The following is a 25036-nucleotide window of genomic DNA, read 5'->3' on the forward strand; positions in this document are numbered from 1 at the left end:
GCCAGCAGGGGTCACGCAAATATGATACCGGGAGGGCTATGAAATCATTGCGAAGCCACGAACGGACGATCAAATCACCGCCATGCAAAGCTTGAAAATCCTGCTGCTCGGCGCCGCCATCGGATCGACGGTCGTCCTCCCCGCCTCCGCCTCCTCGTCCGCCTGGTACAACAGTGAAGGCGGCAAGGTGCGGCTGGTGACATCAGGCAAACCCGACGAGGCCGGCCGCATCCAGGGTGTTCTCGACATCGCGCTCAAGCCCGGCTGGAAGACCTATTGGCGCGATCCGGGCGACGCCGGCGTGCCGCCACAGCTCGACATTTCGGCCAGCACCAACATCGCCGATGCCAAACTCTCGTTTCCGGCACCCCAACGCCACGACGATGGTTATGGCAAATGGGCCGGCTACAACTATCCGATTTCACTGCCGGTGACCTTCACGCTGGCGACACCGAACCAGCCGGCTGTCATCGATGCCGATATCTTTCTCGGCATTTGTGAAACGATCTGCATCCCCGTGCAGACACGGCTGACCGTCGACCCCACTTCTGATCCAGACAATGCCGACGACGCAGCCCTGGTGAAGGCTAGTTTCACGGCGTTGCCGGCGCCGGCAAAACCTGATTTCGGCATCAACGTGCTGCCGGGCGATCACGAGACGCTGGTTGTCGAGGCAAGCTTTCCCGGTGACCCGGAGGCAGCGGATTTCTTCGTCGCCGGCGAGCGGGACTACATGTTCGGCACCCCTGCCCGTAGCGAGAAGGACGGCAAGCTGATCTTCACCGTGCCGATCCTCGACCGCCCTTCGACAACGCCCACGGATGGCGGGCTTCACTACACGCTGACCAGTTCGGCGGGCGCCGTCGAAGGGCTTTTGCCTTTCCCTTGATCCAGCTTGCCCGAACGGTTGCAGGACGCCGCTGAGTTCGCTACGCAAGCATGCATCCTTCCCATTCCCCAAGCGAGGAACTCATGACCATTTCCGTTGGCGACACGCTGCCCGAGGTAACCTTCAAGACGATGACCGACGATGGCGCCAAGGCGATCACGTCTGCAGAGATCTTCCCGGGCAAGAAAGTGGTTCTGTTCGGCGTTCCCGGCGCTTTCACGCCGACCTGCAGCAACAACCATCTGCCCGGCTATCTCGAAAACCATGACGCCATCCTGGCGCGCGGCGTCGACACCATCGCCGTCGTTTCGGTCAACGACGTCCATGTCATGGGCGCCTGGGCGCGCTTCACCGGTGGTGAGGGCAAGATACTGTTCCTCGCCGACGGCAGCGGTGATTTCGCCAAGGCGGTCGGCCTCGACAACGACCTTTCCGCCGCCGGCATGGGCCTGCGCTCGAAGCGGTTTTCGATGATCATCGACGACGGCAAGGTCACCGCGGTCAATGTCGAGACCAAGCCTGGCGTCGACGAGTCCGGCGCGGCTCATATTCTCGGGCAACTCTAAGCTTCAACGGCCGTGTCGGGCGAGGCCACAACGGCTGGCCTCGCCAGACAACCGCTTGCACTCCAGAACTGCCGGCTTTCGGGGGATCCAACGATGTTTGACGTCTTCTGGCGTGCTGTCGCGATAGGCGTCGGCGCTACCGTGCTGATGGATCTCTGGGCCATCTTCCTGCACAAGGCGTTCGGCCAGCCACGGCCGAACTGGGGACCGGTCGGGCGCTGGGTCTGGCACCTCGGCGACAAGGTCTTTCATAACGATATCGGCGAGGCGGAGCCTTACGCGCATGAAGTGGCGTTGGGCTGGGCGTTTCACTATTTCGTCGGCATCGTCTACGGCATCATCCTGATCGTGGTGGCCGGCACCGGCTGGCTTGCCGCGCCGACCTTCCTGCCGGCCTTCATCCTCGGCATCGTCACCGTCGGCGCCGGCTGGTTCCTGCTGGCGCCCGGCATGGGCGCCGGGTGGGCAGCTTCGAAGCGACCCAATCCAATGCAGATCCGGGCGCTCAACCTGGTGGCGCACACAGTGTTCGCGCTCGGCCTTTGGGGCACGGCGTTACTGATCCGTTAGACAGCTAGAACAGACGGTTCAGATCCCGCCGCCCGTCCACCACACGGACGATTTCAACCCACTCAACAGGGCCATCGTCGGTGTCCGGAATCGTTTCGTAGAGCAGCACAAACGGCGCCTCCACCAGCATTCGTGCGGAAGACCTGATATCCGGTCGCCTAACGCCCATGCGCGGCTGCTCTGCAAGCTGCATAGCCCGCGCTTCCAACCGGTCATAATAGCGGTCGGCCGCGCGTATGTTTTCGCTGCCTATCATCACGTAGATGTCGATCAGGTCCGCCTTGGCTGCGGGTGACCAGACTAGCCTAACGGCCATTCGGCGGGGCTTCCGTCAGCTTTCGCCGAGCTTCCTTTCGCAACGCGTCGAAATCCACAGGCTCCGGTCTCCCGCTTGCCTTGCCCTCATCCCACAGCTGCCTCAGCCGGCGGATGTCGTCGTGCCGCAACTCGCGCTTGGCCAGCCAATCCCGCACCGCTTCACGTACAATCTCGCTTGCAGTGGCATACTCGCCCGCCTCCACAGCCTCTCGCATGACGGCTGCTTGTTGCGAGGTCACGGCCACGCTCATTTTTTCAACGTTTGCCACGCTGCTACCCTCGTCGGATTGCTCTATGGTAGGAAATATTACTCCCATCCATGTCCTTGAGCAACGATGCTGCGCATCGTAGTCGATCGGCATGACAGAGGGCTCCGTTTGGTCGAAGGCGGAGCCGGGCCTCAGTAACTCTGGGTCGAACGACGCGCCTTCGTAGCCGCCGGCTGCTGGACATCCGGCTTAGGCGCTGACACTGCTGGCTTGAAGGAGCCTTTCTTGAACGGCGCCATGCCTTCCCGTGCCAATTCGTCGGCGCGCTCGTTCTCGGTGTGGCCGGCATGGCCCTTGACCCAGTTCCAGGTGACCTTGTGGCGCCGGTTGGCTTCATCCAGCGCCTGCCAGAGCTCACCGTTCTTGACCGGCTTCTTGTCGGCGGTCTTCCAGCCGTTCTTCTTCCAGCCATGGATCCATTTGGAAATGCCATCCATGACGTATTTACTGTCGGTGTGAAGCTCGACCGTGCAAGGCTCCTTCAGCGCATTGAGCGCCGAGATGGCAGCCAGCAGTTCCATACGGTTGTTGGTCGTCTCGGCTTCGCCGCCGGAAAGCTCCCTGGTGGTGCCGTTGAAGCGCAGGATGGCACCCCAGCCACCAGGGCCTGGATTGCCCGAACAAGCGCCGTCGGTGAAGATTTCAACCTGTTTGCTCATGATACCCCATATCAGGCCAATCCATATTCCGAAGCCGATTTGATTGCCCGATGGAACCGCATCCGCCTGATATATTCGGTCGGGTCGCGTTTCATGACCAGGCCGCCATCGGGAACGGTCAGCCAGTCGTAGAGCCGGGTCAGCATGAAACGCAACGCCGAACCGCGCGCCAGCATCGGCAACGCCGCCTTTTCCTCAGCGCTCAAGGGACGCACGCTTTGATAGCCCTCAAGGAGTGCCTTGCCCTTGGTGAGATTGAAGGAAAAATCCTTCTCGAAGCACCAGGCGTTGAGACAGGTGGCGACGTCGTAGGCATAGAGGTCGTCGCACGCGAAATAGAAGTCGATCAGGCCGGAGAGCTTTTCGCCCAGGAAGAAGACGTTGTCCGGGAAAAGATCGGCATGGATGATGCCCTCGGGTAGGTTTTTCGGCCAATTGCGCTCGAAATCGGCGAAGTCGGCGTCGACCTCGGCCGCCAGTCCAGGCTCCACCTCGTCGGCCCGGGTGCGGGCTGCGTCCCAGAGCTTGCGCCAGCCGTCGATGGCGAGCGCGTTGGGACGGGTCATCGGAAAATCGGCGCCGGCCAGGTGCAGGGCGGCCAGCGCCTTGCCGACCTCGGCGCAGTGCATTGTCGTCGGCCGCCGCAGCGAAAGCCCTTCGAGGAAGGTGATGATGACCGCCGGCCGGCCGGCCAGCGTGCCGATGACGCTGCCGTCATGCGCGATCACCGGCAGCGGACAGGACACGCCTTTGTTGGCGAGATGCCCCATCAGCCCGAGGAAGAACGGCAGATCCGCTTTCTCGACCCGCTTCTCGTAAAGCGTCAGGATGTAGGAGCCACTTGAGGTGTGCAGCAAAAAATTCGAATTCTCGGTGCCCTCGGCGATGCCCTTGTAGGACAGCAGATCGCCGACCGGGTAGTGCTTCAGGAAAGCGCCGAGTTCGCCCTCCGCAACGTCGGTATAGACCGCCATCTGGCTTACGCGGCCCCATTGACGAAGGCCATGTCGGCCGGCGTCAGTTCGACATCGCGCAATACCCGCATGACCGGAAAATCCTCTGTTTCGGTGGCCGTGATGGCGAGGTCAATGGTGACATCGAAGCGCTGGCGGAACGCGTCGATGATCTCGTCGACGATGATCTCCGGCGCCGATGCCCCTGCCGACAGGCCGAGCGTCGAAATGTTGCCGATGTCATTCCACGGAATCTCGGCGGCGCGCTGTACGAGAAGCGACATGGTGGCGCCGGCACGTTCCGCCACTTCGACAAGGCGGCGCGAATTGGAGGAATTGGGAGCGCCGACGATCAGATAGAGGTCAGCGCCCGGGGCGGTGTCCTTGACCGCCTCCTGGCGGTTGGTGGTGGCGTAGCAGATCGATTCCGCCGCCGGCGCCTGCAGGGCGGGAAAGCGCTCTTTCAACGCACGGATGATGCCGGCGGTGTCCTCGACCGACAGCGTGGTCTGAGTGACGAATCCCAGCGCTTTGGGATCGACAGGTTCAAGCCTGGCGGCATCGGCCTCGGTCTCGATCAGCGTGACCGCGCCCTCCGGCAATTGCCCCATCGTGCCAATCACCTCGGGGTGCCCGGCATGGCCGATCAACAGCACGTGGCGACCAAGCCGCTGATGGCGCATCGCCTGCTTGTGGACCTTGGAGACCAGCGGACAGGTGGCGTCGAGATAGAACAGGTTGCGCGCCTGAGCATCCGCCGGCACCGATTTCGGCACGCCATGCGCCGAGAAGACGACTGGTGACTGCCGGTGTTCGGCCGGGATTTCGGAGAGCTCCTCGATGAAGACGGCGCCAAGGCTTTGCAGCCCTTCCACGACATAGCGGTTGTGGACGATCTCGTGGCGGACATAGACCGGCGCGCCATATTTTTTCAGCGCCAGCACGACGATCTGGATGGCACGGTCGACGCCGGCGCAAAAACCGCGCGGCTGGCAGAGCCGGATCGTCAGCGGAGGCTTGGCAATTGTCTGAAGCATTAAATCCTGGCCGGTTCGTCAGCGCCGAAATGAGGTGCCTACCCCTGTTCTGTCAAGAGCGGGCCCTGTCAAGGGTGTTGGTGGAAAGGCGCGCGCGTTCATTCCTCTTTCGCGGGACGGCGAAGCCGCAGGATGAGCACGGCGGCGAGTGCTGCCGCAAGCCCATACCAGGTGACGGCATATTGCAGATGGCTGTTCGGCAGGTCGATGATGGTGACGCCGCCGACCGGCAGACCGCCGGGATTCGGTGTCTTGTCGGCATCGATGAAGATCGGCACCAGCGTGAACCCGGCCGGCAGGCCGGCGCTCGCCGCCATGACGTCGCGGTCCTTCCAGTAGAAGATGTTCTTGGCCACATCATTGTCGGGAAGCATCATCGACGGCTTTGCCGGCAGCGGATTGCGGGCAAGCCCGGTGATGGTCACCTTGCCTGTGATCTGCCCCGTGGCGCGCTTGGCGGGGTCTTTCAGATCATAGGGTATGAAACCACGGTTGATCAGCACGAAGCGGCCGTCGTCGAGGGCAAGCGGCGTATAGACGTTGAACCCGGCCTCACCTTCCCAGGTCGCATAGAAATGCCGCTCGCCCGAGTGCAGGAACGTGCCGGAGACCGTGACTGGCGTGTAGTCGACATCCCCCGTCGAGGCGAAGTCCTTCTCGACCTCGGCCAACGGCTGTGGCGCCGAGTGGGTGCGCTGGTCGATGGTCTGCAGGAGACCTTCCTTCCAGTGCAGGCGCTGGACCTGCCAGGTGCCGAGCGCCAGCAAGATGAGCAGCAGCGCCAGGCCAAGGCCGAGCAGCAACGCCGATCGTGGCCGCGAACGGCCGTCACTGTTGATGGATGCCTCGCTCATTCGCCGCGGTCCAGCCGGCCTTCGGCCGCCTTGTTGGCATATTGCAGGGTGAGCAGCACGCCCTTGATCAGCCGTAGCGCCGTCAGGCACAGCACGATGGCCAGCGGGATCCATATCAGCAGATGCAGCCAGAGCGGCGGGCTCAGCGTCACTTCCACCCAGAGCGCCAGGCCGACGATGATGAAGCCGATGATCAGGATGACGAAGACCGCCGGCCCGTCGCCGGCATCGGCGAAGGAATAGTCGAGGCCGCAATTGACGCAGCGTTTGCCGACGGTGAGGAAGCCGGAAAACAGCCGCCCTTCGCCGCAGCGCGGGCAACGGCCATGCAGGCCTGCCGAAATCGGTTCGATCGGAGGCCAGATCGCCTTATCTTCAGTCATGGATAGGGCCACCACTCATCGTTATTGCTCGATCTCGATCGGTGTCCCATCGGCCACCATTGCCCAGATTTCGTCCATGTCGGAGTCCGTAACGGCAATGCAGCCATCGGTCCAGTCGACCAATTGAAGCAGCCAGCCCCACCAGCCGAAACCGTTCGGCTGGCCGTGGATCATGATCATGCCACCCGCGTCGACATTGCGCGCCATCGCGGCCGCCAGATCGCCGGCATTGGGATAGGAGATGTGGATCGATCTGTGCGCGACGCTGTCGGGGTTGCGCCAGTCGAGGACATAGCGACCCTCGGGCGTGCGCTGGTCACCCTCCTGGTGTTTGTGGCCGACGGGATCACCGCCGAGCGCAATGCTGTAGCTGCGCAGAACCTTGCCGTCGCCGATCAGTTCCAGCCGACGCTCCGCCTTGTGGACACGCACCAGATCGACCGTCTTGGTCGCATGGGCCGGGAACCCCAGGAGGATGAATGCACAAATCGCCCAGGGAATGGTCAGCCGCATGGGCAATCGATCGGCGATCATTGCGCCGAAAAGAAGAAGGCGGCCGCGTCGCCGCGGCCGCCTTCTTGAAATCAGCATTCCAGACTCTTTTCCTGGAATTGCTCCGAAGGCCGGATCAGTGGCCTTCGATCACCGCGCCGACTGATCCCCAGACATAGATCGAGGCGAACAGGAACAGCCAGACCACGTCGACGAAGTGCCAGTACCAGGCCGCCGCTTCGAAGCCGAAATGCTGCTTGGGGGTGAAGTCGCCCTTCATCGCGCGGATCAGGCAGACCAGCAGAAAGATGGTGCCGATGATGACGTGGAAGCCGTGAAAGCCGGTCGCCATGAAGAAGGTGGCGCCGTAGATGGAATCCTTGAAGCCGAACGGAGCGTGCATGTACTCGTAGGCCTGCACCATGGTGAACAGCATGCCGAGGCCGACGGTCAGCACCAGGCCGTTGATCAGGCCCTTGCGATCGCCATGGATGAGCGAATGGTGCGCCCAGGTGACCGTGGTGCCCGACAACAGAAGGATGATGGTGTTGTAGAGCGGCAAGTGGAAGGGATCGAGAACTTCCATGCCCTTCGGCGGCCAGACGCCACCGGTAAATGTGTGGCGTGCGTAGTTCTGTGCCTCGCCGGCAAAAAGGCTGGCGTCGAAATAGGCCCAGAACCAGGCGACGAAGAACATCACCTCCGAGGCGATGAACATGATCATGCCGTAGCGCAGATGCAGCGACACGACGCGCGTGTGATGGCCCTCATGCGCTTCCTTGATCGTGTCGGACCACCAGGCAAACATGGTGTAGAGCACGATCACGATGCCGATGAAGAACAGCCATGGATTGGCGATGTTGAAGCCGAAGATCGGGAAGGAGCCGCCCTTCAGGTACTCCATCAAGGCGACACCGCCAAAGGCCATGACGAGCGCCCCTATCGAGCCCAGGAAAGGCCACGGGCTCGGGTCGACGAGATGATAGTCATGCTGTGGTTTTGCGTGCGCGTCTGCCATATCAACCCCCGAGATTTGCTTCGGTATTGGAAATTGTCTTGGTGTTGCCCTGGACCGGCTCCGAAGAGGCGACGGGCTTGGTCTTCTCGACCGGGAACATCGTATAGGACAGGGTGATCGTCTTCACGTCCTTCAGTTCCGGCACATTCACGATATCGGGATCGACGTAGAACAGGACCGGCATGTCCAGCGTCTCGCCGGGCTTCAGCGACGTATCGGTGAAGCAGAAGCACTCGACCTTGTTGAAGTACGGGCCCGCCAGTTCCGGCTGCACGTTGAAGGTGGCGCGGCCGGTGACGGGGCGATCGAACTTGTTGGTCGCCTGATAATGCGCCTGCACCGTCTCGCCGATCTTCATGGTCATCGAACGCTGGACCGGCTGGAACTCCCACGGCACGCCAGCGATATTGGCGTCGAAGCGGACGGTGATCTCGCGGTCAAGCACACGGCCGGCATACTGCTTCTCGGCACGTTGCGTCGTGCCGCCATAGCCGGTCGCCTGGCAGAACATCTTGTAGAGCGGCACGGCGGCATAGGCCATGCCGATCATGCCGCTGAAGAAGGCAAGGCAGACCGCCGCGACGATGCGGTTGCTGGTCTTTCCAGGCGTCTTCTTGGGCATCTCGACGCTCATCACATCGTGCCCAGATTGTGGCCGAACTTGACGATCGTCGCGATGTAGAAAATGACGACCAGCAACGCCAGCGCCACGCCAATGGCGATAGACCGGCTGCGCTGGGCTTTTTTCTGACGATCGGTCAGCGTGACCGTCTCGAGTTTTTCCTCGGCCATGATCATGCCCCACCCATGGCAAGTGCGCGTTCGACGACGCTGTCGGCCAGGTAGGCAGCGAAGATGGCGAAGAGATAGAGCAGCGAATAGGCAAACAGCGCCTTGGCCGGCTTCATGGCGCGGTCGTCGTCGGCCATGCCGAGCACTTTCCACGCATACCAGACAAAGCCAACGCCCAGCAGGACAGAGGCCACGCCATAGATCGGCGTGGTGTAGCCGAGCAGCCACGGCAGCACGCCGACCGGGGCCAGCACCAGCGCATAGGCGAAGATTTGACGGCGGGTCGACGCCTCGCCGGCGACATTGGGCATCATAGGTATGCCGGCGCGGCCATAATCCTCGGACTTGAACAGCGCCAGCGCCCAGAAATGCGGCGGCGTCCACAGGAAGATGATCAGGAACAGGATGATGCTTTCAAGGCTGACCGACCCGGTTACAGCGGCCCAGCCGATGACGGGCGGGATGGCACCGGCAGCACCGCCGATGACGATGTTCTGCGGCGTCCAGCGCTTCAGCCACATCGTGTAGACGACCGCATAGAAGAAGATGGTGAAGGCCAGCAGGCTCGCCGACAACCAGTTGACCAGCACGCCGAGCGTCATCACCGACAGCACCGAGAGCACCAGGCCGAAGGTCAGCGCCTCGTGCGGCTGGATGCGGCCGGATGGCACCGGACGGCTGGCCGTCCTGGTCATCACCGCGTCGATATCGGCGTCATACCACATGTTGAGCGCGCCCGAGGCGCCAGCGCCGATGGCAATGGCCAGGATGGCGATCACCGCCAGCAGCGGGTTGATGGTCACGGGAGCAGCGACCAGACCGACAAAGGCGGTGAACACCACCAGCGACATGACGCGCGGCTTCAGCAGGGCGAAGAAATCGCCCGCCGTCGCTTCCGACATGCGGAAGCCCGCTTCGTCAATGCTGGTTTCGTCGACTAGGGCCATGCGTACTCAGTCCATCATTCCGTTGGCCAAAACCGCCGGCGAACCGGCGGTTTCGTATTCGAGCGGGGAGCCGCCTTACTTGATCTTCGGCAGCTGCTCCCACTGGTGGAACGGCGGCGGCGAAGGCAGCTGCCATTCGAGCGTGGTGGCGCCCTCACCCCATGGGTTGGCACCGGCGACCCGCTTCTTCTGGAAGGCTTCGAACACGCAGTAGAGGAAGATCGCCACGCCGACGGCCGAGATATAGGAGCCGATCGACGACACATAGTTCCAGCCGGCAAACGCGTCCGGATAGTCGATGGTGCGGCGCGGCATGCCAGCGAGGCCGAGGAAATGCTGCGGGAAGAAGATCAGGTTGACGCCGACGAAGGTGACCCAGAAGTGGGTGTTGGCGATGACAGGCGAGTACATGTAGCCGGTCATCTTCGGGAACCAGTAGTACCAGCCGGCAAAGATGGCGAACACCGCGCCCAGCGACAGCACGTAATGGAAGTGGGCGATGACGAAATAGGTGTCATGCAGCGAGCGGTCGAGGCCGGCATTGGCCAGCTGGACGCCGGTGACGCCGCCGATGGTGAACAGGAAGATGAAGCCCAGCGCCCACAGCATCGGCGTCTTGAACGAGATCGACCCGCCCCACATCGTCGCGATCCAGGAGAAGATCTTCACGCCCGTCGGCACCGCGATGACCATGGTGGCGAAGACGAAGTAGCGCTGCGTGTCGAGCGACAGGCCGGTCGTGTACATGTGGTGCGCCCACACGATGAAACCGACGGCGCCGATCGCCACCATCGCGTAGGCCATGCCGAGATAACCGAACACCGGCTTCTTCGAGAAGGTCGAGATGACGTGGCTGATGATGCCGAAGCCCGGCAGGATCAGGATGTAGACTTCCGGGTGACCGAAGAACCAGAACAAATGCTGGAAGAGGATCGGGTCGCCGCCGCCATCGGGAGCAAAGAAGGTGGTGCCGAAATTGCGGTCGGTGAGCAGCATGGTGATGCCACCGGCCAGAACCGGCAACGACAACAGCAGCAGGAAGGCGGTGACCAGCACCGACCAGGCAAACAACGGCATCTTGTGCAGCGTCATGCCAGGGGCGCGCATGTTGAAGATAGTGGTGATGAAGTTGATGGCGCCGAGGATCGACGAGGCACCGGCAATATGGATCGACAGGATTGCCAGATCCATGGCCGGTCCGGGCTGACCCGAGGTCGACAGCGGCGGATAGAGCGTCCAGCCGCCACCGACACCGTAGGCGCCCGGCGCGCTCGGCATGAACATCGAGGTGAGCAGCAGGATGAAGGCCGGCGGCAGCAGCCAGAAGGAGATGTTGTTCATGCGCGGGAACGCCATGTCGGGAGCACCGATCATGATCGGCACCATCCAGTTAGCGAAGCCGCCGATCAGCGCCGGCATGACCATGAAGAAGATCATGATCAGCGCATGCGCGGTGGCGAAGGCATTGTACATGCTCTTGCCGCCGTCGATCGCGGCGTCACCGTTCATGCCGTAGACCATCTGCGCCAGACCGCTGAAGATCTGGATACCAGGCTCCTGCAATTCCATGCGGATGGCAACCGACAGCGCGCCGCCGATGATACCGGCCATGATCGCGAAGATCAGGTAGAGCGTGCCGATATCCTTGTGGTTGGTCGAATAAACCCAGCGCACCCAACCGTGATAAGGTTTGTGGTCGTGCCCGTCGTGAGCTGCAGCGTCTGCCATGTTCCGCTCCGTTCCCTAAATCTTGCTAACCCGCGGCATCAGTTGCCGGCGGCCGCTACCTTGTTCTGGCCATCGACCTCGGCCATCAGCGTCTTGTTGGCGCCGGGCAGATTGGTCTTGGCTGCCGCCAGCCAGGTCTTGAACTGTGCGTCGGAGACGACACGGATGGCGATCGGCATGAAGGCATGGTCCTTGCCGCAGAGCTGCGAGCACTGGCCGTAAAAAATACCTTCCTTCTCCGCCTTGAACCAGGTCTCGTTGGTGCGCCCCGGAACGGCGTCGATCTTGATGCCGAAAGACGGCATGGCAAAAGAGTGGATCACATCCGTCGCGGTGACGAGCACGCGGGTCATCGTGTTGACCGGCACCACCAGTTCATTGTCGACGGCGAGCAGGCGCGGATAGACCTTGCGATCTTCCTTGCCGGCGGCGGCACGGTCGCCCTCCTGGAGGATGGCGGAGTTGAAGGAGAGCGTGTTGTCGGTCTGGTATTCGTAATCCCAGTTCCACTGGTTGCCGGTCGCCTTGACGGTCAGCTTGGCTTCTTCCGGCGGGGTGTACTGCGCGGTCAGCAGCTGGAACGAAGGAATGGCGATCAAGAGCAGCAAGATGACGGGGCCGACCGTCCAGATTACCTCGATCAGCGTGTTGTGGCTGGTCTTCGAAGGGACCGGATTGGCGCTCGCCCGAAACCTTATGATGCAATAGGCGAGAAGGAACAGCACCAGCAGGGTGATCGGGACGATGAACCACATCGTGTAGTTTCCGAACCACTCGATCTGCCGCATCATGTCGGTCGCCGGCGCCTGGAAGGTCGTTTCCCAGGCCACGGGCTGATCGGCATGGGCGGATGTGCCGGCGAAAAACGCGGTGGCAGCACAAGCACCCAGAAACTTGGCACTGGCTAGAAACCTGGCGTCTGCTAGGAAATTTCTCATCGCCCTCTTCGTCTCCCAGTTCCTCGCGGCCGTGCCAACGAGAATAACGAACAATGCCGGGACGGGAATCCCGACAGTCTCAAGGTGGTTCAAACCATACTCTTTTTCCCTCCGCAAGAAAGGAGCGGAGGAAACTGTGCGGCATTTTTGCGCGCAAGCTGGCGTGGCCCTTCCGGGGCAGCGGCCACGGCCTGGAATCGCGTATGTTCGGCGGGTCGCCCGCCTCATGCTGGCGGGGTGTGCGAAGCGTCGTAATTCAGGCGAATTTGGCAGGGAAAAGCGCTGTATTGCCTGTTTCGGGACAGTTCGGCCGCGGTCTCGTCCTTTACTTGGCATTGGCGCGGCTTAAAGTGCCGTGATTCGCAATGGAGCCGTCATGAACTCTTGGCTTTCGAGACTGAGGCATACGAGACAGGAGCTTTCGAGAGCACTGGCGAAGGCCGTGTTTCTCGCTATCTTGTCCGCGGCCGGTCTGTTCGTCACCGGTCAGGCCAATGCCGCCCAGCCGAGCGGCACGGTGCGCTCGACGCATGGCGCCTGGTCGATCATCTGCGACACGCCGGCCGGTGCAACCTCTGAACAATGCGTGATGATGCAGAATGTCGTCGCCGAGGACCGTCCGGAGATGGGACTGTCGGTCGTCGTGCTGCGCACCGCCGACAACAAGGCCGAAATCCTGCGCGTGCTGGCACCGCTCGGCGTGCTTTTGCCCAACGGCCTCGGCCTCAATGTCGACGGCAAGGACATCGGCCGCGCCTATTTCGTGCGCTGCTTCCAGGACGGCTGCTACGCCGAAGTCATTCTCGAAAAGCCGCTGCTCGACACATTGAAGACCGGCACGTCGGCGACGTTCATCGTCTTCCAGACGCCTGAAGAAGGCATAGGCATCCCTGTCGACCTCAAGGGGTTTGCCGACGGCTTTGCCGCCCTGCCCTGACCGCAGGACGCTTGCGAAAAACCCGCCTCTGACGCAGAATTCCTAGGGGATGCGGGTTTTTGGCGGTGGATCATTATGCGCTCGTTTTCAATGCTTCTATCGGCCGGTCTGATTTTGGCCGGCGCGGTTTCCGTTGCGTGGGCTGACGATAGCGAAATCATCACAGCGCCTGATCCGGCTGCAATTCTCGACATGGCCAAGGGCTACGGCTCGGCGAAGCTGGACAAGGACGACGGTGGCGACCCCATGATCACCGGCCGGCTCGAAGGCATGAAGTACTTGATCTACTTCTATGGCTGCGAAAACCACGAGAAGTGCAAAACCATCCAGTTTTCCTCGGGCTACACCGACGCCTTCACGGCTCAGCAGGCCAACGAGTGGAACAAGAAATATCGCTGGGTGAAGGCCTTCTCCGGCGACGGATCCAACTTCAAGATGGATATCAACTTCATCGGCGGCATCACCAAGGCCAATCTCGAGGAACAGTTCTCGAACTGGGATACGATGACCACCAACATCAAGGATTTCATCAACCAGAAGTGACGCCGGCGACCTGTCGGCGAGCGCATTTGCCCTCACATCGCGTCGGGGCGATTGTCTCGGCGCGGCTTCGCGCCTACATCGTGGGAAACCAGCTCTCTTCCCACGAACGGATGCGCCATGAACAGCCTGATCGGCCAATTCGACATTTCAGACGATCGCATCAAGCAGATCGTCGCCGACACCATCAACGGCGCCGACGACGGCGAACTGTTTCTCGAATACAGCGAGAGCGAAGCGCTGATGTTCGACAATGGCCGGCTGAAGACCGCCAATTTCAACACCGACCAGGGCTTTGGCCTGCGCGCGGTCGCGGGTGAAGCCAGCGGCTACGCCCATTCCAGCGACCTGTCCGAAGCCTCGCTGCTGCGCGCGGCCGCTGCCGTCTCGACCGTCAAGGGCGGCTACTCGGGTACGCTAGCCGCCGCACCCGCCCGCACCAACCGCCATCTCTATGGCGATGAGAATCCGATCCCCTCGCCCTCCTTCGAGGCCAAGGCAAAGCTGCTGCAGGAAATCGACGCCTGGCTGCGCGCCGAGGATCCGCGCGTGCGCCAGGTGACGGCCTCGCTTGCCGCGTCCTGGCAGCATGTCGAGATCGTGCGTGCCGACGGTCAGGTGGTGCGCGATATCAGGCCGCTGGTCCGCATCAACGTCTCAGTCGTGGTCGGCGATGGCGACCGCCAGGAAAGCGGCTCCTACGGCATGGGCGGACGCAAGGCTTTTGGCGACTTCCTGATCGAGGACAGCTGGAAGCACGCCGCCAAGGAGGCGCTCAGGCAGGCGCTGGTCAATCTCGAGGCGATCCCTGCCCCGGCGGGCACGTTCGACATCGTGCTGTCCAGCGGCTGGCCGGGCGTCATGCTGCACGAGGCCGTCGGGCATGGGCTGGAAGGCGACTTCAACCGCAAGAAGACCTCGGCCTTCGCCGGCCTGCTGGGCGAGCAGGTCGCCGCCAAGGGCGTCACCGTCGTCGACGACGGCACCATCCCCGAGCGGCGCGGCTCGCTCACTGTCGACGATGAAGGCACGCCTTCGGCCCGCAACGTGCTGATCGAGGACGGCAAACTGGTCGGCTACATGCAGGATCGGCAGAATGCCCGGCTGATGGGCATGAACGCCACCGGCAACGGAAGGCGCGAAGGCTATGCGCACCAGCCGATGCCGCGCATGACCAACACCTACATGACGTCAGGCGACATGGAGCCGGACGAGATCATCGCCTCGGTCAAGAACGGCATCTACGCCGTCTCCTTCGGCGGCGGCCAGGTCGACATCACTTCGGGGAAATTCGTGTTCGGCTGCACCGAGGCCTACATGATCGAGAACGGCAAGGTAACGCAGCCGATTAAAGGCGCCATGCTGATCGGCAACGGGCCGGATGCCATGCACCGCGTCTCGATGGTCGGCAACGACATGAAGCTCGACAATGGTATCGGCATGTGCGGCAAGGGCGGACAAGGCGTGCCGGTCGGCGTCGGCCAGCCGCATCTCAGGATGAACCAGATGACGGTCGGCGGCACGCGGGTTTGATAGGACCGCCATAGCCTTGAAATCGGCGCCATTTCCGACTATCTTACGCTTGTCTTACATCGAGGCAAGATACAAATGGCCGGCTCCGAGAAGCTCACCACCACCGTCTCGACCAAGGGGCAAGTGATCCTGCCCAGCGCGATCCGCAAGCGCAGGGAATGGGGGGCCGGTACTCGCCTGGAGGTCGAAGACACGCCGGAGGGCGTTCTTTTGAAGCCAGCACCCGCCTTTGCCGCAACCCGGCCTGAAGACGTTTTTGGTTCCCTGCCCCACAGCGGCAGACCGAAGACGCTTGAAGAGATGGATGCAGGCGTTCTCGCCGAAGCACGGCGGCGGCATGCTCGCGATTGATACCAATGTCGTCGTTCGGTATCTGACGAACGATCATCCCGAGCAATCCCCGCGCGCCCGGCGCGTGATCGATGACCACCCTGTGTTTGTCGCCGTGACGGTCATCCTGGAAGCCGAATGGGTGCTGCGAAGCGCCTACGGTTATGATCAGGCCACTATCGTCAGAGCTTTGCGGGCGTTCGGCGGCCTTCCCATGGTTGAAATCGAAGACGCGCAAATTGTCTCTTCCGCGCTCGATCTGGTCGAGACCGGTGTGGATTTCGCGGATGCGCTACACCTTGGAAAATCCGCGCATTGCACAGGATTCGCGACCTTCGACCGCAAATTGATCAGGGCCGCGCAAGCGGCGGGGCTTGGGGACGTGCAAGAAGCATAGCGATGACGGGCGTGGCGCAGTGCCTTGTGCCGGCGCCACGCCGCGTTTGCGGGCCTGAACACGAACATGTTAACGTCTTCTTAAATGTTTAATTGATCGCTCCCCATCGCCACATTACCTTTGATCAGTCCTCTCGTGCGGTGGTGTTGCCTGTGCTGCGTTCCCTCGGCGTCCTGACTTCCTCTTTCCTGATTGGCTGTGTTTCGCTAATTGGTGCGACATCGCTGCAAGTCAGCCCGGCGGCGGCACAGTCGACCTTGTTCAAGCGAATATCGACGCAACCATCCAAGGATGGGTCACTCTCCGCCGCGGTTGGCGGCTCCACCAGCGTCCCCTACGGTTGGGTCGATTTCTGCCATCGCCGGCCAAAAGAGTGCAAGGTGCCCGCTCTGCCGGCCGCCAGCGTCAAGCTGACCGCGCAGAACCTGCGCATTCTCAAGCGGATAAATCAGAAGGCGAACAGCGCCATCAAACCCGTCAGCAATTTCGATCACTGGGGCACGATGGCGGACCACTGGGATTATCCGGTTGACGGCAAGGGCGACTGCAAGATCTACGCACTCTACAAGCGCAAGCTTCTTCAGGAGGCTGGATTCCCCCGGCAGGCGCTGCTGATGACCGTGGTGCACGACCTCGACAATGAAGGCCACACCATCCTGACGGTGAAAACCGACAAAGGCGATCTGGTCCTCGACAATCTGGTCAACGAAATCAGGCCGTGGAACGCGACCGGCTACTATTTCGTGAAACGCCAGTCGCAGCAGAACCCGAATATCTGGGTTTCGATCAACAAGCGGGGCGGCACGCCGAAGCCCCTCACGAATGCTGCCAAGCTCGTCGACTGAGGAGCTTGTGTCAGAACCGCAGCGGTCCAGGCCCTGCAGACGTTCGGCGAGTTTTCAGCGGTCGGGACGGAAAGGTCCCACGACCGTCTCATCCGCTCTTGACCAGTGAAACCGGCTTCAGACGGAAACCCGGTTCATATTTTCCGCAACCGCCACCAGCCTCCCCAGCAGGGCAGGCTGGCAACAATCGCCGTGGATAGGCTCCTGATCAGGTAGCTTTGCCGCCGTTCTTCTTGCAGTCGGCCCGGAACTTCTCGCGTGCCTTGCCGTGCAGTTTCTGGGCATCGGCAAGTGCCGAACATTGCTTCGAAATCGCCGTTTTCTCAGGCGTCATGGCAGTCGTCTTTACCTTCTTCGCCGGGGCGGCCGTGGTCGTGGCCGGCGCCGTCGTCGTGGTCGCTGCTGTCGTCGCTGCCGCGGCAGCTCCCGTCGCAATGAACCCGGCCAGGGCGATGGATGTCAGAACGCTTGCAATCCTCATTATGCTTACTCCCTTGAGCGCCCCACTCAATGTCGACTGGTAACAGTGAGCCAAAGCAGCGCGCAATCTTGGCCTTGGCCAACCACGAAGTTGTGATGGGACCGTGTGTCGCGCAGCACGGCCATGCTCGCCGTCGACACTACTTCTTGCAGGCAGGTTCATTGGGATGTCCGCAAGGCGGCTTCTTGCCGACCTCCCGCTGCGGCTTTTGCTGTGCCGGCGGCTGTCGCCGCATCTGGGCGGCGTGGAAGTCCGGCTTCTGCGGTTTCGAGAGCACCTGCACCTGCTGCTTGACCTGGCGGTGCGGATTGCCGCTTAAGACCTTGTCGCCCGCCGGTCCGCCATCGGCCGGCGGCTTGTGGAACTTGGCCCCCTTGCCTTGTCCGTTAACGGCCCCATTCGTCGTGTCCGCGCCGCGCCCACCTTGACCGTGAAGCTTCTTGAGTTTGCCGTTGGCCGTGATCTGGCCATTGAGCGCCGCCGGATCGTTGGTCTTCCCTTTCAGCTGAACATTTTGCCCATTGTTGGCGGGCGTGGCACCGCCGGCCGGGAGTTTGCGGAACTTGGCGCCCTTGCCCTGTCCATTCGTAACCGGTGTGCCGCCATTGGCGGTCGCGGCAGCGTTTGCGGCTGCAACGCCCTGCTTGCGCTTGCCATACCTGTCATCGGGCAGGTTCTGACCATTGAGCACAGGCTTGCCATTGACCAGCGGCAGCGTCTTGCCGTCGGCGCCGGGCAGAGCGTGACCGGCCAGCCTGTCGGCCCGCGGCGCGACGCCGTTCTGCTGACCCGTCCGCACAAGCTTCGACGGCAGGCCGCCCGGATTGACCTTGGCGAGCGTCGCCTCCTTCTTCTGCAGGAAAGCCGGCAGCGCCACCTTGGTCGCCAATGCGGCCGCACCCAGACCCACCGCACCTGCGGTCAGCTTCTGGCCGGTGGTGAGGCCGCCCTGGTTCTCGTTGATCGTCGTGTTGTTGACGATGGTGGTGTTGTGGATGTTGTTGAAGATGACGTCGTTCGGCGGCGGGAAGATGTCGTGCGGCGGGTTCACCCAGGCCGGCACTGGCACAAAGGCAGGCGTAGGCAGAAGGAAGATACCGACTGGCTGCGGTGGTGGCGGCAGCTCAATGAAGTCGCGCGGCCGCGGTTGCAGGAAGACCACCGCCACGGGCGGCGGCGGATCGAAGTCGAACTCGGGGTCGTCGAAATAGAGCACGGGCCGGTCGACATAGACGATCTCTTCCGGCGGTGGCGGCGGTACCTCGTAGGCATAGACGGCAAAACCCTGCGGCGGCTCAAGCGCGGCGTCGAAATGCTCGAGCCGGCGGCGGGCATCCCAGGCATGCGGGCCATGTGGATAGCGATCGAGATAGGACCAATAGGCTTCGGGCGTATCCCTGAGCCAGGTCTGGCGCCAGGTGATCGCCTCGCGCCGCGCCGCCAGAATGGCGCGCACACGCTTGGCCATCGGGTCGTGCGGGTAGGCGACGATGAAATCCTCGTAGCCGCGCATCGTGTCGCGATCGAGAGCCGCGATATAGGCGTCTTGCGCATCGAAATCGCGTATTTCCTTGGTCCGGTTTGTCCGCACCTCGGCGGCCGAAACCTGCGGCGCCGGAGCATCCGGGCCACGGTCGAAGAAGACGAAGGGATCGCTGATCTTGGAGGCGTTCCAGGGCACCTCCGCGCCCTGCGTCACCTCGTTGACGCGCAGCCGCGTGCGATCAAAGACGTCACCAAGCTGCAGGCCGCCATCCCGGATCATTTCGGCGAGCGCCTGGGCATAGGCGCCGTACGGGCCCTTGCCTTCCGGAGCGACCGTGCCCGGGGCAGCGTTGAAGGCGACCAGCATGTTCGGATCGGGATCGACCAGTGCGAGGCCGCCGGCCAGCGGCTGGTTCGACTTGGCGAAGGAATTGGGCCGTGCCGCGTCGAGCACGACGATATTGACCTTGGTGGGCAGCGCGGCAAGCGGCTTGGTGAGGTCGGAAACCCGCACCGCGGCCATCGGTACATCGGCGGCATTGGATATCTGGGCATCGACGGGCACGAAATAGTTCTCGCCCCCGAATTGCAGTCCCTGCCCGGCCAGATAGACGAACACCACCGCGTCGGGACCGGCGGCCGTCACCTTGGCGAGGAAATCGCGATAGGCGCCACGCAGCGATTCCTGGTCGACATCGCGCGCGCCGACCACGTCGAACCCGGCGGCCTGCAATGTCTGGGCAATCAGGCCTGCGTCGTTGGCCGGCGTCGCCAGCGCGCCGGCCGGATAGGCGGCGTTGCCGATGACGAAGGCAAGGCGCTTTTGGCTTTGCGCCAGCGCCCCGGCCGTCGACGCAAACGCGAAAATGGAGAGGGCAAGGAAGAAGGCAAGGAATTTCGAGACCGTCCGCATTACGATCATCCGTCAGGTGAGAGTGCCGATGCTTCCGCCCAAGAGCCCGGACTAGGCCGGTGCAAAAAGGCGGCTTTGCGGCGTCAATCCGGCGGATTGCCCGGTCTCAACCAAACGTGATCATTGTCCGACTCAGCCGCGCCTTCTCCTGGGCTTTTCCAGCAGAGCGACGGCTTCGACATGGGGCGACCACAGGAACTGGTCGATCGGCGTTACGCTTTTCAGTTGATAGCCGCCATCGATGAGGATGCGCAGGTCGCGCGCCAGTGTCACCGGGTTGCAGGACACCGCGGCAACCAAGGGAACATCCGAGCGGGCGATCTGCTTCGACTGGTCCTCGGCGCCCGCGCGCGGCGGATCGAAGACAAGCCCGTCAAAGGCGTTCAACTCCTTGAACGTCAGCGGCCGGCGGAACAGGTCGCGGCGTTCGCCCGTCACCCGCTTCAGGCCGGTTGCGAAGCGTGATCCCTTGTCCAGCGCTGAAAGTGCCGCCGCATCGCCCTCCACGGCATGCACTTCCGACTTCGCGGCCAACCGCAAGGCAAAGCTACCGCAACCGGCGAAAAGATCAGCGACCTTCTTGGCGCGCTTCAGATGTCCCCCGACGATGTCGGCCATGGTCTGTTCGGCGACCTCGGTCGCCTGCAGGAAGGCACCCGGCGGCACGGCGACAGCGACGCTGCCGAACATGACCACAGGCTTCCTCGGCTCGATGACAATCTCATCGTCGATGGACAGTCTGGCAAAGCCTTGCGCAAGGACAAAATTGGAGGCGATGCGGCGCTGGTGTTCGCCGAGTTTGCCGGATTCATGTACCGCGACATCAAGGCCCGAACCCGTCACAGTGACCGCCATCCGGAACGATTTGGTGGTGGCGCATATCAGGTCGGCGAGCGCCCGCAACCGGTCGAGTGCGGCAACGATCTCGGGCAGCGAGATCGGGCATTCGGATATGGAGATGATTTCCGGCGATAGATGGCGGTTGAAGCCAAGCAACATACCCTTATCGCCGCGCCGGGCGGCAAGCACGACACGGCGGCGCGTGTGCGGTGCGCAGGCGACCAGCGGATCAATGTCGCAATCGAAGCCCTTCAGGGCGTGCACCACCTTGTCGCGTTTCCACTGGCGATAGGCTTCGGCCTCGAAATGCTGGAGGGCACAGCCGCCACATTCGGTGAAATGGCGGCAGGCGGGTTCGATGCGCAGCGGCGAGGCCTCCAGCACGGCCATCAACGTGGCGCGGTCCCTTTCGCGCGCGGCGGTGACGGTCTCGCCCGGCAGCGTGAAGGGGATGAACAGATCGCCGCTTTCAGTCTCGGCAATGCCATCGCCTTGGGCGCCCAGCTTTTTGATGGTGAAGCGCGTACTCATCGATCCTTGATCCCACCGAGCAGGAATTCACGATTGCCGTCGCCGCCATCGATCGGCGACAGATGCAAACCGAGCGAGCGCCAGCCTGGAACGGCGTCCAGCCAATCCTGCAGCAGGCCGGCGACACGGGCGGCATCGAAGGGATCTTTCAGCAGACCGCCCTTGCCGATCGCCTCGCGACCCGCCTCGAATTGCGGCTTGACCAGAAAGACCGCTGCAGCCCCAGGTTCTGCAAGGGCGAGCGCCGGCGGCAGCGCCAGTTTGAGCGAGATGAAGCTGACGTCGGAAACGATGAAATCCGGAACACGGCCGGCAAGATCGGCGATGGTGAGATCGCGTGCATTCAGCCCCTCGACGACCGTCACGCGCGGATCCTTGCCGACATCGGGGTGCATCTGGCCGTGTCCGACATCGATTGCCGTGACATGGGACGCACCACGTTCGAGCAGCACCTGAGTAAACCCACCGGTCGAGGCTCCAATGTCGAGCGCTTCGCGGCCGGCTGGGTCGAGACTAAAATGGTCAAGCCCGCCGATCAGCTTCAGCGCCGCGCGCGAGACATAGCCCTGTGCCGGATCGTCGATGGCAACAAGGCATTGCGGCGAAACGTTCTGACCGGGCTTGCGGGCAATGGCGCCGTCAACCGTCACGGTGCCACGCTCGACCGCGTCGCGGGCACGCGAGCGACTGGCAAACAGGCCGCGCTGGACGAGCAAATCGTCGAGCCGCTGGCGTGTGCTGGCTGGCAAAGGCAAGTTCATCGGCCTTCATGGCGAAAGCCGGCAGTGAAGGCAAGGACATTGGGGCGGAACATGGAAACAGCGGCGAACGGACCGAACCGCACAACCGCTTGCGCGCATCGCAGCGGGTCCGGCAAGATAGTGGTCAAGGGAGAGCCCTCTATCGTCAAAACCCGGGGGAGAGAGAATGCTGACGGGAACCTGCCACTGTGGTGCAACCCACTGGACCCTGGAGGGCGATCCTGGGCCGATCACAGCCTGCAACTGCACGCTTTGCCGGCGCTATGGCACGCTCTGGGCCTATGATTATGTTGACGAACGCATCCGTGTTGCAGGCCCGACGGGCAGTTATACGCGCGCCGGAAAGGACACGCCGTCGCTCGAAATCCTGTTCTGCCCGACCTGCGCTTGCGTGCTGGCCTGGCGCGGCCTGCGCGCCGGTGCCTCCGGTCGCATACGCATCGCCGTCAATGTACGGCTGGCGCCGCCGGAGGCCGTCGCCGATCTGCCGATCGACCATTTCGATGGCCTCGAGACATACGACGACCTGCCGCGCGACGGCCGTTGCGTGCGCGATATGTGGTTCTAGAAAATGGTGCGGGACACCTGGCGCTCGACGGCGGGAGACAGACCGTCATGCCGATCCCCTGAAGCTTGCTCATTTGGATGCTCAGACGCAACCGCTGACGCAGGCACGGGATCGGGCAGGACCACAAGCTGCGGCACCTGCTTGTAGGAAAAGCCGCCCCTGATATCGCCCATCTTGCTGGCGACGATGCCCACCGCCGCCTTTTCGAGATTGCGGTCAAAGCGTGTTTCGGCGGCGGCCGGTGCCGCGATGGCGGCTGAAAGCGCCACGCCATACAGAAGCGTTCTCATTGTTATTGTCTCCCTGCCTGAACACGATCTAGCAGGGCGCCGTTGAAAAACGGCCAAGAGACACGGTAAGCAAAGCGCCAAACGGCAGCGTAAACAATGCGTTAAGAAATCAAGCCGGCAAACTGATTCAAGCGCTTGAGATTTTGATTCAGGCGCGTTGAGCGCGTGTGCTGTGCCCGAGCGCGACGAAGACCGTGCGCACGATGCCGGCGGCATCGAGACCGGCATCGGCGTACATCTTTTCCGGCTTGGCGTGGTCGGCGAAGATATCGGGCAGCACCAGCGGGCGTACCTTCAGGCCGCTTTCCAGCAGTCCTTCATGAGCAAGGAACTGCAGCACGTGGCTGGCGAAGCCGCCAATGGCGCCCTCCTCCACCGTCACCAGAACCTCGTGCGAGCGGGCCAGCCGCCGGATCAGATCCTCGTCGAGCGGCTTGGCGAAGCGTGCATCGGCGACGGTGGTCGAAAGCCCGGCCGCGCCGAGTTCCTCGGCAGCGATCAGGCAATCCTGCAGCCGTGTGCCGAAGGACAGCAGCGCCACCTTGCTGCCTTCCCGGACGATGCGGCCCTTGCCGATGTCGAGGACCGAGCCGCGCTCCGGCATGTCGACGCCGACGCCGTTGCCGCGCGGGTAGCGGAAGGCGATCGGGCCGTCATCATAGCTTGCCGCGGTGCGCACCATGTGGCGCAGTTCCGCCTCGTCGGCTGCGGCCATCACGACAAAGCCCGGCAGGCTTGCCAAGAAAGTGGTGTCGAAGGCGCCGCAATGGGTGGCGCCATCGGCGCCGACGAAACCGGCGCGATCAATTGGGAAGCGCACCGGCAGTTTCTGGATCGCGACGTCGTGCACGACCTGATCGTAGGCGCGCTGCAGGAAAGTCGAATAGATCGCCGCGAACGGCTTGTAGCCTTCGGTCGCGAGGCCAGCGGCGAAGGTCACCGCATGCTGTTCGGCGATGCCGACATCGAAGGTCCGAGATGGGAACACTTCGCCGAACAGGTCAAGCCCGGTGCCGTTCGGCATGGCGGCGGTGACGGCGACGATACGGTCGTCCTCGCGGGCCTCCTGGATCAGGCTTTCGGCGAACAGCTTTGTGTAGGCCGGCGCGTTGGCCGGCGCCTTGGCCTGCGCGCCGGTGATGACGTCGAACTTGTTGACGCCGTGATATTTGTCGGCGGCGGCTTCCGCCGGCGCATAGCCCTTGCCCTTCTGGGTGACGACATGGATCAGCACCGGGCCTTCACCATTGTCGCGGACGTTCTTCAGAACCGGGATCAGATGTTCGAGATTGTGACCGTCGATCGGGCCGATGTGATAGAAGCCGAGTTCCTCGAACAAAGTGCCGCCGGTGACATAGCCGCGCGCATGCTCGACCGCCCTAGTGATCGCCCGATCGGCACGCTTGCCGAGGTAAGACGTCAGCTTCTTGCCGAAGTCGCGCAGGCCGGCATAGGCCTTGCCGGAGGCCAGGCGCGCCAGATAGGCACTCATGGCGCCGGTCGGCGGCGCGATCGACATGTCGTTGTCGTTGAGGATGACGATGAGCCGGGCATCGAGCGCGCCGGCATTGTTCATCGCCTCATAGGCCATGCCGGCCGACATGGCGCCGTCGCCGATGACGGCAATGACATTATTGCGGCCACCGGAGAGGTCGCGGGCGGCGGCCATGCCGAGGCCGGCCGAGATCGACGTCGAGGAATGGGCCGCACCGAACGGATCGTATTCGCTCTCCGCACGGCGGGTGAAGCCGGACAGGCCGCCTTCCTGGCGCAGCGTGCGGATGCGGTCGCGGCGGCCGGTCAGGATCTTGTGCGGATAAGCCTGGTGGCCGACATCCCAGATCAGCCGGTCGTCCGGCGTGTTGAAGACATAGTGCAGCGCCACCGTCAGCTCGACCACACCAAGGCCGGCGCCGAGATGACCGCCGGTGCGGGACACCGCATCGACCAGTTCGAGCCGCAGCTCGGACGCCAGTTGCGGCAATGCGCTTTCGTCAAGCGCGCGCAAATCCGCCGGGATGCGGACCTTGTCGAGAAGCGGCGTATGCGGCGTTGCGTTCACGGGTCTCAGGCTTTCTGTTCAACGGCGGGATAGGCCGCCGGCCTGCGAAAGTAAATGCGTGTCAGTGACGCGGGCCTGCTCCCGAAAGGACAGCGCGTCGAAACAGCTTA

The 25036-nt window shown here is 62.7% G+C and carries 30 protein-coding genes; 10 read left to right on the forward strand and 20 right to left on the reverse strand.

All coding sequences use genetic code 11. The features are described 5' to 3' along the window. Positions 1 to 82 precede the first annotated feature (82 nt). The 3 genes from AC1DX4_RS07130 to AC1DX4_RS07140 all read left to right on the forward strand — a co-directional run bounded on the left by AC1DX4_RS07130 (position 83) and on the right by AC1DX4_RS07140 (position 2025). Positions 83 to 889: a protein-disulfide reductase DsbD domain-containing protein gene (locus tag AC1DX4_RS07130; RefSeq protein WP_477219635.1), complete on the forward strand. Its 807-nt coding sequence runs from the start codon at positions 83 to 85 to the stop codon at positions 887 to 889. 83 nt (positions 890 to 972) lie between these two features. After that, positions 973 to 1455: a redoxin family protein gene (locus AC1DX4_RS07135; protein WP_477219636.1), complete on the forward strand. Its 483-nt coding sequence runs from the start codon at positions 973 to 975 to the stop codon at positions 1453 to 1455. 93 nt (positions 1456 to 1548) lie between these two features. Beyond that, positions 1549 to 2025 carry a DUF2938 domain-containing protein gene (locus AC1DX4_RS07140; protein ID WP_477219637.1) on the forward strand — a complete coding sequence of 159 codons (477 nt, stop codon included), beginning with the start codon at positions 1549 to 1551 and terminating at the stop codon, positions 2023 to 2025. 4 nt (positions 2026 to 2029) lie between these two features. On the opposite strand, the gene AC1DX4_RS07145 is transcribed toward AC1DX4_RS07140, so the two are convergent. The 14 genes from AC1DX4_RS07145 to coxB form a co-directional block, all read right to left on the reverse strand. Continuing rightward, entirely contained in the window at positions 2030 to 2341 is a 312-nt protein-coding gene (locus tag AC1DX4_RS07145; RefSeq protein ID WP_477219638.1) for a type II toxin-antitoxin system RelE/ParE family toxin, read from the reverse strand. Beyond that, positions 2331 to 2705: a ribbon-helix-helix domain-containing protein gene (locus AC1DX4_RS07150; RefSeq protein WP_477219639.1), complete on the reverse strand. Its 375-nt coding sequence runs from the start codon at positions 2703 to 2705 to the stop codon at positions 2331 to 2333. The genes AC1DX4_RS07145 and AC1DX4_RS07150 overlap by 11 nt, the downstream gene beginning before the upstream one ends. Positions 2706 to 2743: 38 nt before the next feature. Beyond that, on the reverse strand, positions 2744 to 3271 hold the full coding sequence (rnhA, locus tag AC1DX4_RS07155; RefSeq protein ID WP_477219640.1) for a ribonuclease HI: 528 nt from the start codon (positions 3269 to 3271) through the stop codon (positions 2744 to 2746). Positions 3272 to 3282: 11 nt separating this feature from the next. Continuing rightward, positions 3283 to 4245 (reverse strand): homoserine kinase, encoded by a 963-nt coding sequence (locus AC1DX4_RS07160; protein WP_477219641.1) that lies wholly within the window; start codon positions 4243 to 4245, stop codon positions 3283 to 3285. 5 nt (positions 4246 to 4250) lie between these two features. Then, entirely contained in the window at positions 4251 to 5261 is a 1011-nt protein-coding gene (gene ispH / locus AC1DX4_RS07165; RefSeq protein WP_477219642.1) for a 4-hydroxy-3-methylbut-2-enyl diphosphate reductase, read from the reverse strand. Positions 5262 to 5359: 98 nt separating this feature from the next. Further along, the gene (locus tag AC1DX4_RS07170) at positions 5360 to 6115 is read right to left on the reverse strand and encodes an SURF1 family protein (RefSeq protein WP_477219643.1); all 756 of its coding nucleotides are present in this window, start codon (positions 6113 to 6115) and stop codon (positions 5360 to 5362) included. Continuing rightward, a complete protein-coding gene (locus AC1DX4_RS07175; protein ID WP_477219644.1) occupies positions 6112 to 6498 on the reverse strand; it encodes a DUF983 domain-containing protein in 387 nt (128 codons plus the stop codon). Before AC1DX4_RS07175 ends, AC1DX4_RS07170 begins: the two co-directional genes overlap by 4 nt. A gap of 21 nt (positions 6499 to 6519) precedes the next feature. After that, complete coding sequence (locus AC1DX4_RS07180; protein ID WP_477219645.1) at positions 6520 to 7011, reverse strand: L,D-transpeptidase family protein; 492 nt, start codon at positions 7009 to 7011, stop codon at positions 6520 to 6522. Positions 7012 to 7126: 115 nt separating this feature from the next. Beyond that, positions 7127 to 8008 carry a cytochrome c oxidase subunit 3 gene (locus tag AC1DX4_RS07185; protein ID WP_477219646.1) on the reverse strand — a complete coding sequence of 294 codons (882 nt, stop codon included), beginning with the start codon at positions 8006 to 8008 and terminating at the stop codon, positions 7127 to 7129. Position 8009: 1 nt separating this feature from the next. Beyond that, the gene (locus AC1DX4_RS07190; RefSeq protein ID WP_477219647.1) at positions 8010 to 8642 is read right to left on the reverse strand and encodes a cytochrome c oxidase assembly protein; all 633 of its coding nucleotides are present in this window, start codon (positions 8640 to 8642) and stop codon (positions 8010 to 8012) included. Next, positions 8642 to 8800: a hypothetical protein gene (locus tag AC1DX4_RS07195; protein WP_477219801.1), complete on the reverse strand. Its 159-nt coding sequence runs from the start codon at positions 8798 to 8800 to the stop codon at positions 8642 to 8644. The genes AC1DX4_RS07190 and AC1DX4_RS07195 overlap by 1 nt, the downstream gene beginning before the upstream one ends. Positions 8801 to 8802: 2 nt before the next feature. Continuing rightward, entirely contained in the window at positions 8803 to 9747 is a 945-nt protein-coding gene (locus AC1DX4_RS07200; RefSeq protein ID WP_027041466.1) for a heme o synthase, read from the reverse strand. A gap of 75 nt (positions 9748 to 9822) precedes the next feature. Then, a complete protein-coding gene (gene ctaD / locus AC1DX4_RS07205) occupies positions 9823 to 11475 on the reverse strand; it encodes a cytochrome c oxidase subunit I (protein WP_475451835.1) in 1653 nt (550 codons plus the stop codon). A gap of 38 nt (positions 11476 to 11513) precedes the next feature. Next, complete coding sequence (gene coxB / locus AC1DX4_RS07210; RefSeq protein ID WP_477219648.1) at positions 11514 to 12413, reverse strand: cytochrome c oxidase subunit II; 900 nt, start codon at positions 12411 to 12413, stop codon at positions 11514 to 11516. A gap of 376 nt (positions 12414 to 12789) precedes the next feature. Here coxB and AC1DX4_RS07215 point away from each other — a divergent pair, with 376 nt between their 5' ends. The 6 genes from AC1DX4_RS07215 (at position 12790) to AC1DX4_RS07240 (ending at position 16995) form a co-directional block, all read left to right on the forward strand. Then, positions 12790 to 13350 carry an invasion associated locus B family protein gene (locus tag AC1DX4_RS07215; RefSeq protein WP_477219649.1) on the forward strand — a complete coding sequence of 187 codons (561 nt, stop codon included), beginning with the start codon at positions 12790 to 12792 and terminating at the stop codon, positions 13348 to 13350. A 75-nt stretch (positions 13351 to 13425) separates the two neighbouring features. After that, positions 13426 to 13893, forward strand: coding sequence for a YbjN domain-containing protein (locus tag AC1DX4_RS07220; RefSeq protein WP_477219650.1), 468 nt, complete (start codon positions 13426 to 13428; stop codon positions 13891 to 13893). A gap of 117 nt (positions 13894 to 14010) precedes the next feature. Continuing rightward, a complete protein-coding gene (gene tldD, locus AC1DX4_RS07225; RefSeq protein WP_477219651.1) occupies positions 14011 to 15423 on the forward strand; it encodes a metalloprotease TldD in 1413 nt (470 codons plus the stop codon). A 75-nt stretch (positions 15424 to 15498) separates the two neighbouring features. Then, positions 15499 to 15774, forward strand: coding sequence for an AbrB/MazE/SpoVT family DNA-binding domain-containing protein (locus tag AC1DX4_RS07230; protein WP_477219652.1), 276 nt, complete (start codon positions 15499 to 15501; stop codon positions 15772 to 15774). Continuing rightward, a complete protein-coding gene (locus tag AC1DX4_RS07235; protein WP_477219791.1) occupies positions 15761 to 16150 on the forward strand; it encodes a type II toxin-antitoxin system VapC family toxin in 390 nt (129 codons plus the stop codon). Before AC1DX4_RS07230 ends, AC1DX4_RS07235 begins: the two co-directional genes overlap by 14 nt. A gap of 152 nt (positions 16151 to 16302) precedes the next feature. Then, the gene (locus AC1DX4_RS07240; RefSeq protein ID WP_477219792.1) at positions 16303 to 16995 is read left to right on the forward strand and encodes a transglutaminase-like cysteine peptidase; all 693 of its coding nucleotides are present in this window, start codon (positions 16303 to 16305) and stop codon (positions 16993 to 16995) included. 208 nt (positions 16996 to 17203) lie between these two features. On the opposite strand, the gene AC1DX4_RS07245 is transcribed toward AC1DX4_RS07240, so the two are convergent. The 4 genes from AC1DX4_RS07245 to AC1DX4_RS07260 form a co-directional block, all read right to left on the reverse strand. Beyond that, positions 17204 to 17476: a PsiF family protein gene (locus tag AC1DX4_RS07245; protein WP_477219653.1), complete on the reverse strand. Its 273-nt coding sequence runs from the start codon at positions 17474 to 17476 to the stop codon at positions 17204 to 17206. A 139-nt stretch (positions 17477 to 17615) separates the two neighbouring features. Further along, the gene (locus AC1DX4_RS07250) at positions 17616 to 19883 is read right to left on the reverse strand and encodes a caspase family protein (RefSeq protein ID WP_477219654.1); all 2268 of its coding nucleotides are present in this window, start codon (positions 19881 to 19883) and stop codon (positions 17616 to 17618) included. Positions 19884 to 20006: 123 nt separating this feature from the next. Next, the gene (locus AC1DX4_RS07255) at positions 20007 to 21245 is read right to left on the reverse strand and encodes a class I SAM-dependent RNA methyltransferase (protein ID WP_477219655.1); all 1239 of its coding nucleotides are present in this window, start codon (positions 21243 to 21245) and stop codon (positions 20007 to 20009) included. Then, the gene (locus AC1DX4_RS07260) at positions 21242 to 22006 is read right to left on the reverse strand and encodes a TlyA family RNA methyltransferase (RefSeq protein WP_477219656.1); all 765 of its coding nucleotides are present in this window, start codon (positions 22004 to 22006) and stop codon (positions 21242 to 21244) included. The genes AC1DX4_RS07255 and AC1DX4_RS07260 overlap by 4 nt, the downstream gene beginning before the upstream one ends. Positions 22007 to 22172: 166 nt before the next feature. Between AC1DX4_RS07260 and AC1DX4_RS07265 the strand changes: the two genes are divergently transcribed. Further along, positions 22173 to 22574: a GFA family protein gene (locus AC1DX4_RS07265; RefSeq protein ID WP_477219657.1), complete on the forward strand. Its 402-nt coding sequence runs from the start codon at positions 22173 to 22175 to the stop codon at positions 22572 to 22574. Here the strand turns inward: AC1DX4_RS07265 and AC1DX4_RS07270 are convergent. Continuing rightward, complete coding sequence (locus AC1DX4_RS07270; RefSeq protein ID WP_477219658.1) at positions 22571 to 22864, reverse strand: hypothetical protein; 294 nt, start codon at positions 22862 to 22864, stop codon at positions 22571 to 22573. The genes AC1DX4_RS07265 and AC1DX4_RS07270 overlap by 4 nt on opposite strands. Positions 22865 to 23012: 148 nt before the next feature. Further along, complete coding sequence (gene dxs / locus AC1DX4_RS07275) at positions 23013 to 24926, reverse strand: 1-deoxy-D-xylulose-5-phosphate synthase (RefSeq protein WP_477219659.1); 1914 nt, start codon at positions 24924 to 24926, stop codon at positions 23013 to 23015. Positions 24927 to 25036 lie beyond the last annotated feature (110 nt).

Source organism: Mesorhizobium sp. P3_A8 (genome assembly GCF_056402995.1).